This window comes from Labrenzia sp. PHM005, assembly GCF_006517275.1.
Lineage (GTDB): Bacteria > Pseudomonadota > Alphaproteobacteria > Rhizobiales > Stappiaceae > Roseibium.
Map to the genome: position 1 here is coordinate 4267735 of NZ_CP041191.1, position 12349 is coordinate 4280083.

The following is a 12349-nucleotide window of genomic DNA, read 5'->3' on the forward strand; positions in this document are numbered from 1 at the left end:
GGACGTATTACTTATTTGAGTTTTTCAATCCGAATCATCTGGGGCTGTTCTGCAACAACACCCTTCGACATGATCGCATCAAGCGCTTCCTTGATGGCGATCTCGGTTGTTTCGTAAGTGATCAGAATGACTGGTTGCGGTGAATCACCACCGGTCTTGTCATCTTCAGTGCCCGCAGCCGGATGCCGCTTCTGGACAATCGATTCCAGCGAAATTCCGGCGTCGCCCATGCGGCTTGCGATTTCGGCAAAAGCTCCCGGACGGTCATAAACCGACAAACGGATGTAGTAACCGCCTTCATGCAACCGCATACGGGCCCGTTCATAGGGCTGCAATTCAGCAGCTGGCATGCCCAGAACCGGAGTTTTGTCGCCACGGGCGATGTCTGTGATATCAGCAACCACGGACGAGGCGGTCGCATTGCCGCCGGCGCCCGGGCCAACGAGAACGATTTCGCCGACGTAATCGCCATCGACTGCTACCGCATTCAAGACGCCATCGATCCGGGCAATCGCCGATGTTTTCGGCACCATGGTCGGATGTACGCGTTGTTCAATGCCAGTATCGGTGCGGTGCGCCACACCCAGAAGCTTGATCCGAAAACCGAGTTCGTCAGCGGCCTGAATATCCGCCGTGGTGATGGAGGTAATCCCCTCCATGAAAATATTGTCGCTGGCGATTTCCGTGCCAAAGGCAAGGCTCGTCAGAATGGCCAGCTTGTGCGCCGTATCATTACCTTCAATATCGAAGGTGGGATCAGCCTCCGCATACCCAAGGCGTTGAGCGTCGGCCAAACACGCCTCAAAGCTCAAGCCCTCGGCCTCCATCCGGGTGAGGATGTAGTTACAGGTGCCGTTGAGGATGCCGTAAACACGGCTGACATCGTTCCCGGCCAGGGACTCGCGCATGGTCTTGACGATCGGAATACCGCCAGCCACAGCTGCTTCATAGTTCAGGCAGGCGCCGTTTTCTTCGGCAAGGCGCGCAAGATCAACGCCGTGTTTGGCAAGAAGCGCCTTATTTGCAGTGACGACATCAATACCGCGGCTGAGCGCAGCCCGCACACTGTCTTCTGCTGTGCCGCTATCTCCGCCGATCAGTTCGACAAATACGTCAAGATCGGCTTTTTCCGCCATTTCGACCGGATCGGTGTACCAAGCATAGCTGCTGGTATCAAAGCCGCGATCTTTGGTTTTGTCTCGGGCACTGACGGCAATTACATCAATCCCCCGGCCAGTTTTTGATGCAATCTGTGCTGCATGCTTATTCTGGCCTGCATGTTTGTTGAGAAGTTGCACCACGGAGGCACCGACCGTTCCAAGGCCAGCAACGCCGATTTTCAATGCGTCTGCCATTCGGGGATTAATCCAATTCTATTCAGCTAGATGTCTCGAGCGGGATGACGTTGTGCAGCTTTTGGTCCGCAGTTTCAAGGAACCGGCGAACATTTCTTGCAGCCTGCCGCAGGCGTTGCTCGTTTTCCACCAGCCCGATGCGGACGAAACCGTCTCCGTATTCGCCAAAACCAATACCCGGTGCAACCGCAACATCAGCGCGTTCAAGCAGCAGTTTGGAGAACTCAAGGCTGCCAAGAGACCTGAACTTATCCGGGATCGGAGCCCAGCAGAACATGCTGGCTTCCGGCGCAGGTATGTCCCATCCGGCCCTGCCGAAACTCTCCACCACCACATCGCGTCTTTTCTTGTAGATCTCGCGGGTTTCGCGGATGCAGTCTTCAGGCCCGTTCAAGGCCGCGGTTGCCGCTACCTGGATCGGTGTAAACGCGCCATAATCGAGATAGGATTTCACCCGGCCAAGCGCACCGACGAGGCGCTCGTTGCCAACCGCAAACCCCATGCGCCACCCTGGCATGGAAAATGTCTTGGAAAGCGAATTGAATTCCACGGTCACATCCATTGCGCCCGGCACCTGGAGCACGGACGGCGGCGGCGTTTCGCCGAAATAGATTTCCGAATAGGCGAGATCGGACAGGATGAAGATGTTGTGTTTGCGCGCAAAAGCAACAACATCCTTATAGAAATCAAGGTCCGCACAATAGGCCGTCGGGTTTGCCGGATAACACAGGATTATCGCAATCGGCTTGGGTACGGAGTGGATGACCGCCTTTTCCAGAGCCTCAAAGAACCCAGCGTTTGGTTCGGCGGGAATATTGCGGATCGAAGCCCCGGCCATCAGAAAGCCGAAGGTGTGGATCGGATAACTTGGGTTCGGACTCAAAATCACATCACCGGGCGCAGAAATCGCTTGTGCCATATTGGCAAAGCCTTCCTTGGAGCCGAGGGTCGCAATTACCTGGGTATCGGGATCAAGCTTCACTCCGAACCGGCGCTCATAATAGGCGGCCTGAGCCTTGCGCAGCCCCTGGATACCCTTCGAAGCGGAATACCGATGGCTGCGGGGGTCCTGCACCACTTCTGTCAGCTTATCGACGATGTGTTTGGGGGTCGGCAAATCCGGGTTGCCCATACCAAGGTCAATTATATCCGCACCCGCCGCGCGCGCTTTTGCTTTCAAGCGGTTGACCTGTTCAAAAACATACGGCGGCAGCCGTTTGATTTTGTGGAATTCCTCCATGGGTGCGGATCCTTGCGGCTTGGTATTTTGGAACACGATTTTGCCGGAGAGGCGGTCTCGCGCGCCCTTTTAACAGGCCTTTTTCATTTTCGCACCCATCTTTCATAGGCAAGCCAACTAATTGTGCATTTCACCAAGTTCCAAAATTTCGGTGTCTTTGCGTAACCCAACCGCAATCGGCAATACCAGTTCAACAAACACCCCAAAATGAGATTTTGACTGACCTCCGCTTAGGCCAAACCGGAATGTAATTGCATGAAGTTTTGTTGATCATTTTTTTCCGGGAGCTTGTCCGCAGGCAAGGCAATGATAACCGTTTGTCCACGCCCTCTGTTTTTCGCTTCGTAAGTCGCCTTGTCCGCAACTTCGAGGGCTTCATCAATACCGCGCTTGACCGGCACATAGCTGATACCGGCACTCAGGCTGACTTGGGCATCCCCATTGGTGGCCTGCAAACATGCATCGGCAAAACGTTGTTTTATCTGCACAACCAGGTGCTTAGCCTGTTTGGGTCCTATGCCTTGACACAAAATAGCAAATTCATCGCCTCCAAGGCGCCCTGCAACGGTATTGACCAGCTGCGTGTCCCGGCAGACGGATCCGAACATACGTAATACGCAGTCCCCCATAGCATGACCAAACGTATCGTTGATGAGTTTAAAATCATCGATGTCAAAGCGGATAACGGTCAAAAAGTCCGCGCCTGTGAGCCGCCGTTTCAGTGCCTCTGCATGTTCGAAAATGGCACGGCGATTTGGCAAGCCCGTTAGACTGTCCAAGTAAGCTTTCGTTTTAAACTGCAGAAGCGATCTTTCGATTGGCATGGACAGCGACGTGAACATACACAAGACCATGGACACCAAAATGACAAGCAAAGCGATGGTCACCACATAGCCTTTGATGGCTTCAAGAAATTCATTGCTGGCTCCTAAGCTCAGACAAATCATCAAACTGAAATGAGCGGTGGCTTCCAGCCCGGCACTGAACGCATAGATTTTCGGTGTCACCAGCTTTTCGGTATTGCTGCGCAAGCAGATGATCGCAGTCCATAGAATGAACAGGATCATGACAGATTGATTGTAACTCACGCGGTAACTCAAGGACTGGCGGAATTCCGGGATTTGACACAATCCAAGCCAGACCGCGCCAGCCAGTCCAGCGACCCAAAACAGCTTTGGTTTTTGAAAAAAAGCAGCGACACCGCTCCTGCGTATGCCAGTGCCAAACAGGATCAGGAAATTCGCCAAGAGTAGCGTTATGGCATCCGGCAGCGTTCCACGCAAACTGAGCAAACACGTCCCGATCGCGCCGAACAAAAACGCCACTGACCAGAGGCCGACTGACACATTTCCAGCACTGTCGCGGTGTTTCCAGAAAAAAAACAAAAAGCACAGCACGGCGCTGGCGGTCAGCTCCGCAACAACCAATGAAAACAAGATCGTCTTGGCATCAAGCATCTGTGCCCCCACCTACCGGGAACTACTAATGGGTAATTCATCTTAGTATTTCGCCTTCTAGTCGAGAAAAAAGTTTTTGAGTTATCCAAGGTTGTTTTTAGGTAATAATCGCAATGACTTAAGCTGCAGTTCGCTTGGTTATGGGCTTTGACGCGCTGCCGAATGCCAGGGTGCGGCCCTTGCCCTTGATCGCGTCTGTGACAATTATTTGGCCGCGTCCCAGCTTTTTCGCCTTCTGAAGTGCCCGAGCAGCTGTTTCCACACCACGTTCCGGCGGCATGCCGGCTCCAAAAACCGCGAGCCCAGCCCCTGCAGAGACTATAAGTTTGCCCCCGGTCGCCTCTTCACATTCAACACCAAACCGCCGGCAGACCCGTTGCGCAACCACCAGGCTGCCTTGCGCATCGAACCCTGGAAGAAAGATGACAAATTCTTCGCCATCTAACCGTCCGGCAAATGCGTTTTTGCCAATCGCTTCGCGCACGACGCGTCCAAACAACTGAAGAACCGCGTCCCCCATGGCATGACCGAAGCTGTCGTTGACCGATTTGAGCTGATCAATGTCAAAAAGGATCAGGCCATATCCCTTGGATTGCCCCCCGTCTTTCGAAAGCCATTTGTGACATGTGTTCCAGAATGCCCGCCGGTTGGGTAAACCGGTCAACGGGTCCTGATAGGCTTGTTCCTTATAGCGCAGGACCAGGATTTCAATGACCATGCCCACAGGCAAAACTATGGTCATCACCAAGGCCAACATGATCCAGACCAAATAGATGGCTGTTGCCGGATCGGCAAACATTTCAAGCGCATCCGTATTTCCGGCAAGGTTGTTGTAGGTCCAATACCAAAGATATCCGGATGCTTCTAAGGCCGAAGTGACACCTAACAACGTCACCGAATAAAGCCGGTCCCGATTCTGGAAGAATGCCATCCAGACGATCCAAATACAGAGCGTAATTAAACAGGGCTGGATAAAATTGATCCGCGCAATGAAGCTTTCAAAAAAGGGCGGATAACTGCAATACAGTATCCAAAGAATACCTGTTGCTGCAAAAACCCAAAGGTTTTGGGTTCGCCCCAAGATCGACGCCACACCAGCACGTTTCAATCCAACCGCCAGTATCAAAAGCAAATTGGAAACACCAATGCTCCAAAAGTCGCTGATTTGACCGCGCATCGCGATCAATCCAATCGAACTGGCACCAAGCAAAAGGCCTGCAATCCACCAAAGCAAACTGCCTGCTTGAATTTCCCCCCGCTTGGACAAGATCATCCAGAAAAGAACCAGTATGACGGCCCCTGCCATCTGGATCACGGAAATTGCGGCAAACAAAGTTGCAGTATCGAGCGTCATCAAGGTCTCTGCACCGGTCTATTCGGCACGAAAACTGTAAGGAGCAGTTGTAAAAAACTGACTAACCATCCGCATAACTATCAGTGTAATTATTATCTTCTTAATCTCAGCTCTTCCGCTGAAGGTGCCGCACGCGATTCAGCTTGGACCGATTCACCGTCGTTTGCGAGCGATTTCAAATATTCGGCGGTCTCTTTACGCTGCTGATTGTTGATAAGACCTTGGGACTCAATCGTGCCTTTCGGCGGGCCATAACCATCGGGCGGCTGAACCGTCCCTGATTTTGTCTCTTGCCCCGGGTTCATGGCCTCGAACAACGGTGTACCAGGCCCCACTCCACAGGCGCATAGCGTGGCTGCGAGAAAAAAACTGGTTGCCAGACTGGCCCATGCGCGCATCTTTTGAGGTTCCTCATTTGTTGCTCGCGACCGACTTCCACAGAAGTGTCACACAAGTCCACTAGCACATCGTCAAAGTGCGTAAGGGAAAGCAATCGACGGCGCCTGAACGTTGTGCCATAAAGGATTAACCGTTCCCAATACAAGCGCAAATAGAATTAGATAACGCTAAGGAACCAACCAAGAAGCTGCCGCCTCCAAATGGCAGCAACAAAGACCGGAAGTCGGAGGAATCCCTGCTTATGGCTGATGACCGCCAGCATCCCATGTTGCAATATATCATCAACAATCCGGAAGCATTTGCTCAAAATCTTGCAAAGACACTGGAAAATGCAGGCAAAGCGCTGGCCGCATATTTGGAACCGCGCGAACAAGGTAAAATCAAACACGATTCAACGGATGAGTTGACCGGTGTTGTTAAGACCCTGGCTCAGGTGGGCGAATACTGGGTGTCTGATCCGCAGCGCGCAATTGAAGCGCAAGGCCGATTGTGGACTGGCTATATAGACCTTTGGAACTCGTCCCTAAAACGGATGATGGGTGAACAGTCCGAACCAGCAGTTACGGCACCGGCAAAAGACAGACGATTCGCCGATCCAGACTGGGACAACAACCAGTACTTCGACTTCGTCAAACAGCTGTATTTGATTACCAGCCAATGGGCTGAAGAAATGGTTCAAGACGCTGAAGGTCTTGACGAGCACACCCGCCACAAGGCCGAATTTTACGTCACTCAGATTTCAAACGCCCTTTCGCCATCGAATTTCCTGCTGACGAACCCGGAGCTGCTGCGCCTGACATTGGAGAGCAATGGCGAAAACCTGGTCAAAGGCATGGAATTTCTGGCCGAGGACCTAAAGTCGGGCAAGGGTGATCTGAAAATCCGGCAGACGGATCTGACCAAATTCAAACTTGGCGACAATCTCGGCAATACACCGGGCAAAGTCATCGCTCAAAACGATGTTTGCCAGGTAATCCAATACTCGCCGACAACGGATAAAGTGCTCAAGCGGCCGCTGATGATCGTGCCGCCGTGGATCAACAAGTTCTACATTCTGGACTTGAATCAGGAGAAGTCCTTTATCAAATGGGCTGTCGATCAAGGCCACACCGTGTTTGTCATTTCCTGGGTCAATCCGGACGAACGGCAGGCGCAAAAAAGCTTCGAGCACTATATGAAAGAGGGCATCCTCAACACGCTCGACATCATCAAACGTGCCACACGGCAGGAAGAGGTCAATGCCATCGGCTACTGCGTTGGCGGCACGCTACTCGGTGTAACATTGGCCTATATGGCGCAAGTCGGAGATGAGCGTATCAAGACCGCGACCTTCTTTACCACGCAAGTCGATTTCACCTATGCGGGTGATTTGAAGGTCTTTGTTGACGAAGAACAGATTTCTGTTTTGGAAAAAAGGATGGCTGACAATGGCTATCTGGACGGCTCGAAAATGTCGTCTGCTTTCAACATGCTCCGGTCCAATGATCTCATCTGGTCCTATGTGGTCAACAATTACCTGAAAGGCAAAGAGCCCTTCCCCTTCGATCTACTATACTGGAACTCCGACTCGACCCGCATGCCGGCGGCAAACCACTCCTTTTATCTGCGCAACTGTTATCTCGATAACAAATTGTCCAAAGGGGAAATGGAAATTGCTGGCGAGAGGCTCGATCTATCCAAGGTGACAATCCCGATCTTCAATCTGGCCACCCGCGAGGATCATATTGCTCCGGCCAAATCGGTCTTCCTGGGCTCAGGCTGTTTTGGCGGACCGGTGGAATATGTGTTGTCCGGATCTGGCCATATTGCCGGTGTGGTCAACCCGCCAGCCAAGAACAAATACCAATATTGGACAGGTGGTGCTCCTAAAGGGGCACTCGAGAATTGGCTGAAGAACTCAGAAGAGCATCCAGGGTCCTGGTGGCCTTACTGGGATCAATGGATTCGCGAGAACGATGATGCGGAAGCCAAGCCGCGCAAGCCAGGGGCCAACAGAATGAAAATTCTAGAAGATGCGCCAGGCAGTTATGTCATGACCCGGGTCTAAGCAGAAAGTCATTACCACAGCTAAAATAACGTCGGCCGCACCACCAAATCGGGGTGTTTCCCCTGCCCTTTAAACGACACTGACTGGAGGTTGCCGTTTAGGCAACATCCAGTGGTGTGCGGGTCATGCCCAGAAGTTTGGCGAACTTGTCAGCTGCCATCGGCCGGCCGAAATGATAGCCCTGGGTGGTCTCGCATCGGCAACTGAGCAAAAACGCCTGCTGTTTTGCCGTTTCCACCCCTTCGGCCACGACATTCAGACCGAGCTCGCGCCCCAGAGCGATAATGGCGCGCACAATTGCCCGGTCACTTTCTTTATATTCAAGGTCCTGAATGAAACTCTGATCGATCTTCAGCCGGGTCAGCGGGAAATTCTTCAGTGCCACAAGACTGGAATACCCAGTTCCAAAGTCATCGATCGCCAGCTTGATTCCGATCCGCCGGAAATCCTCCATCAACTGAATTGCCTGTTCAACGTTTTGGATCAACAGGCTCTCAGTGAACTCGATTTCCAAATATTCCGAATCGAGACCGCTGCTATCAAGGGCGCCACTAATGTCCGATATCAGGCCGGTATCTTTGAACTGAACAGCAGAGACATTGACGGAGATGGTGATTTTAGGAAGATCGGCTTTTTGCCAGGCTTTGTTCTGCCGGCACGCTTCGTTCAATACCCAGCGTCCAAGCGGTACTATAGCACCGGTTTCCTCTGCAATGTCGATGAAATCTCCGGGCATGAGCCGGCCGCGTTGCGGATGGTTCCAGCGCACCAATGCTTCTGCGCCGATGATCCGTCCACTCATGAGGTCGATTTGAGGCTGATATTCCAAAAACAATTCATTGCAGGCGATCCCGCACCGCAGATCCTCAATCAGTTTCAGCCTGTTGATTTTTTCCGGAGCCGTTGTGCTGTCATAGATGAAAAAGCTGTCCCGGCCGATATTCTTTGCTTCGAACATGGCATGGTCAGCATTCTTGAGGAGGTCTTCTGCATCGTCGCCATCAAAGGGATAGACAGCCGCGCCAATCGAACAGGTGACGTGCAACGTCAGCGCGTTTAAGTGGATCGTCTCAATGATCTTGTTGCGCAAGTCGCTGAGAAAATCTTTCAATTCAGATTTGTGAGCAGACGGCCCGTCAACGATCAGGACGAATTCGTCTCCACCAAAACGGATAGTTTCGTGGGTTCCATTGTGGGACGCTACGATCCGCTGTGCGACCAGAGTCAACACTTCATCGCCGACCGTGTGACCATAACTGTCATTGACGAACTTGAAATTGTCCATATCAACAAAGACGACCGCAACCGGCTCTCCGGTCTTGCGGCTGGTTTTGACTTTTTCTTCCAGTTTGGCTTTAAATTCCTGGCGGTTGGGCAATCCAGTCAAGGGATCATGGTGCGCAAGATACCGGATCCGCCGTTCGGCCAAATCGCGGCCAACAGCAATTGAAGCCAGATGCGCAGCTTCATGGGCTATTTTGATTTCCCGCTCTGTTGGGTTGCGCACGTTTGTAGTGTAGAAGGCAAAAGTCCCTAATACTTCACCTTCATTGGAGAAAAAGGGAACTGACCAACAAGAACGCAAATCGAATTCGCGCATAATCTCTACGAAATCAGCCCATAGGTCGTTGTCGAATATGTCTTCGACAAAAACATCTTCTTTTCTGAATGCAGCCGTACCACAGGAACCAGCTCTGGGACCGATAGGGATGCCGCTACAGGCATCCAAATAGGATTCGGGCAAATTGGGACCGGCTCCCGGAGAAATATGCTCTCCCGTTTCATCAAGGAGCATCACCGACCCCATGACACCGTCCAGCTGCCCCTCAATCAAAAAAACAAGTGTTTCAAGGACATCTGGCAGGGGCACACCAGTAACAATATCTTTCAAGATCTGGTTTTGGCCTGCAAGGAGCTGCTCGGCTTTCTGGCGGCCGGTAATATCCCTGGATATACCGACGATACCGACGACCTCTCCGGCCGCATTCGGTATCGGATACTTGGAGGATGAGAACCACTTCTCTGTTCCATCGGGCAACAGAACACGTTCCTCGAAATCCACGCGAACCGTGCCCGTTTCCATTATCGCCTGTTCATCGGTGTAAAACACACCTCCGATGTGACTAGGGTGAAGTTCCAGGTCGGATTTTCCAATTAAATCCGAACTGTCCTTCAGGCCCATGTCTAAAGCGACCTGTTTATTCGCCATTACGAAGCGGGACCGTCTATCTTTGACGTAAACATAGTCTGAAACATCGTTCAACAATGCCCGGAGCCAGCCGTTGTCTCCGAACATGCCAGCAGTAGACCTAAACTCATCCGTGGCGTTCAGTTGTTCAAGTCCACTGGCCAGCGATTCGATCGCTTGCCAGTCGGCAACATCGCCGCGTCTTTTATTACCTTCCATCGTCATACGACGATCAGCCTTCAAACACGAAATTTTAGAAGTCACGATGCTTGGTCCATCGTGGTCCAATTGTATAAAAGGAGGGGCAACCGGCCAAAGGGAAAATTGACAATACCCCCTCTAACCATTTCGAAACCCTCTTGATTTTCAGTTAACTTCGGAGCCGGAAAAGGGGTAGCAAAACAAATATATAATAATGACACTGTAAATTGTTTGCAGATCGATCACTTTGGCGAATTCTCAAGAATTGCAATGCATGGTGAGGCTGGGATATAAACTCAGATCCACAGGAGCCAGTCCCAAGCCAATGCAAACGCCGCCTCCCCTTCAGCTGGACAAGAACGCATCCAGCAAGTGGTCCAAGGCCATGGGCACCCCGCGCTTTACGGCCCGCACTGGATCGCCGCCGCCGTGCCGTCCGCTGGTCATGGCCGCGAGGTTGATCATCCCCGTATTTGCAGCCGCTGCTGCTTGGTCGAGCCTTTGGATCGGGCCGTTGTTCGCCAGCATTTTTGCGCTCTGGACATGCTGGGCCGTGGTGGCGGTCGCGCGCCTTATTCGCGCCAGAGGTCCGGCGGTTTTCCGGCAAGCGGCGTTTGGTGAACGGATCTGGCTTAATCAACTCGCTCAGGTGCCCCGAACAAGCGGCATTGCCAAATTCGCTGTGCTGTATCTGACTGCATGGACCGGCCTGATCGTTACCATTCTTGGCGGTCTGTTTCAGTCACCAATGCTTACGGCAACTGGACTAATTGTTACATGGGCCGCGCACGCCGTGTGTATCCAGCGACTTGCAGGTTTCTACCGAATGCAGAAAAACTCTCATCCGCTCTACCGTTTCTGGGAAACACAGCCAGCGAATGATGACCGGCGAGATGCAAAAAGTGACCTGGACCAGGAAGAACCACTGGCAGGGAATCTTCCGAGGGAACGTCAGAGGCCTTCCATCCGTTGACGCTGTTTTTCCGCCAATAGGCCGATATACATTAAAGCGACACTGGCGCCCGCGATCGACGTGATATCCGCATGATCATAGGCAGGTGCCACTTCGACGACATCACCGCCGACAAAATCAAGTTCTCCCAAGCGGCGCAAGATCATCAAAGCTTCCCGGCTGGTGAGACCACCAGACACGGGTGTTCCCGTACCTGGCGCAAACGCAGGATCCAGGCAATCAATGTCGAACGTCATATAGGCCTTGGCATCACCGACCCGGTCACCGATCAGCTCCACAACTCCATTGACGCCCAGCAGCTCAACTTCTTCGCCATTCAAGATCTCGATGCCGCAGGTTTCCGGCGCATGAGTCCGGATGCCGATCTGGATAGATTTTTCCGGATCGATGAGGCCTTCGCGAACAGCCCGGCCGACAAAGGTGCCGTGATCGATCCGGTTGCCTTGATCGTCCCAAGTATCCTGGTGGGCATCAAATTGAACCAGCGCCAAGGGGCCGTGTTTTGCCACATGGGCTTTTAGAAGCGGATAGGTCACAAAATGATCGCCGCCAATGGAGAACAGATGCGTGCCGGTGTCCAAGATTTCACGCGCTTGTGCTTCGATGTGGCCCGGAATGTCAGGATTCAGGCCATAGTCGAAGGAACAGTCGCCATAGTCCACACAAGCCAGCGTTTCAAACGGATCGAACTCGAACGGATACTGCGGATCCCCGTCAAAGATTGCCGACGCACGGCGCACACCCTGCGGGCCGAAGCGGGCGCCTGGCCGGTTTGAGACCGAAGCATCAAACGGAATGCCCCAGACGGCCAGATCGACCCCGTTCAGATCCCGGCTGTAGCGGCGGCGCATGAAGGACAACACACCGCCATAGGTCGGTTCGTGCGACCCGCCTTTCACGGAGTTTCCCAAAAACGCATTGTCTGTCGGGCGGGGCAAATCAGAAGCCATGGAGCACCTTTTGTTTTTCGTCTGCCAGCACTTAATCTCAGTCGACCTGTAAGCTCAAGCGGGATCTAACGGCCAGGGTCTCCTCTGTCTAAGATCGAACAGCCTTATCGTTTCGATAGCGGCTTCAACTGAAAGCAGTGGAACACCTTCTTGAAATTCAGAGTGAAACGCGCGTTGTCCCAGCT

9 protein-coding genes are annotated in these 12349 nt (G+C 52.6%); 2 read left to right on the plus strand and 7 right to left on the minus strand.

The window, feature by feature from the left end; genetic code table 11:
* Positions 1-11: 11 nt before the first annotated feature.
* From FJ695_RS19290 to FJ695_RS19310, 5 genes are all read right to left on the minus strand, one after another.
* Positions 12-1355 carry a homoserine dehydrogenase gene (locus FJ695_RS19290; RefSeq protein ID WP_141186954.1) on the minus strand — a complete coding sequence of 448 codons (1344 nt, stop codon included), beginning with the start codon at positions 1353-1355 and terminating at the stop codon, positions 12-14.
* A gap of 22 nt (positions 1356-1377) precedes the next feature.
* Positions 1378-2595 carry an LL-diaminopimelate aminotransferase gene (locus tag FJ695_RS19295; RefSeq protein WP_141186955.1) on the minus strand — a complete coding sequence of 406 codons (1218 nt, stop codon included), beginning with the start codon at positions 2593-2595 and terminating at the stop codon, positions 1378-1380.
* 230 nt (positions 2596-2825) lie between these two features.
* Complete coding sequence (locus tag FJ695_RS19300) at positions 2826-3683, minus strand: GGDEF domain-containing protein (RefSeq protein ID WP_168206425.1); 858 nt, start codon at positions 3681-3683, stop codon at positions 2826-2828.
* Positions 3684-4170: 487 nt separating this feature from the next.
* Positions 4171-5406: a GGDEF domain-containing protein gene (locus FJ695_RS19305; RefSeq protein WP_141186957.1), complete on the minus strand. Its 1236-nt coding sequence runs from the start codon at positions 5404-5406 to the stop codon at positions 4171-4173.
* A gap of 92 nt (positions 5407-5498) precedes the next feature.
* Entirely contained in the window at positions 5499-5804 is a 306-nt protein-coding gene (locus FJ695_RS19310; RefSeq protein ID WP_141186958.1) for a hypothetical protein, read from the minus strand.
* Between the two features lie 242 nt (positions 5805-6046).
* Here FJ695_RS19310 and FJ695_RS19315 point away from each other — a divergent pair, with 242 nt between their 5' ends.
* A complete protein-coding gene (locus tag FJ695_RS19315; RefSeq protein WP_141186959.1) occupies positions 6047-7852 on the plus strand; it encodes an alpha/beta hydrolase in 1806 nt (601 codons plus the stop codon).
* 97 nt (positions 7853-7949) lie between these two features.
* Here FJ695_RS19315 and FJ695_RS19320 read toward each other — a convergent pair whose 3' ends face one another.
* Positions 7950-10304, minus strand: a complete 2355-nt coding sequence (locus FJ695_RS19320) for an EAL domain-containing protein (protein WP_209010729.1) — start codon at positions 10302-10304, stop codon at positions 7950-7952.
* A gap of 262 nt (positions 10305-10566) precedes the next feature.
* Between FJ695_RS19320 and FJ695_RS19325 the strand changes: the two genes are divergently transcribed.
* Positions 10567-11214, plus strand: a complete 648-nt coding sequence (locus FJ695_RS19325) for a hypothetical protein (protein ID WP_141186960.1) — start codon at positions 10567-10569, stop codon at positions 11212-11214.
* On the opposite strand, the gene speB is transcribed toward FJ695_RS19325, so the two are convergent.
* On the minus strand, positions 11193-12164 hold the full coding sequence (speB, locus tag FJ695_RS19330; RefSeq protein WP_141186961.1) for an agmatinase: 972 nt from the start codon (positions 12162-12164) through the stop codon (positions 11193-11195). The two genes, FJ695_RS19325 and speB, sit on opposite strands and share 22 nt — an antisense overlap.
* Positions 12165-12349 lie beyond the last annotated feature (185 nt).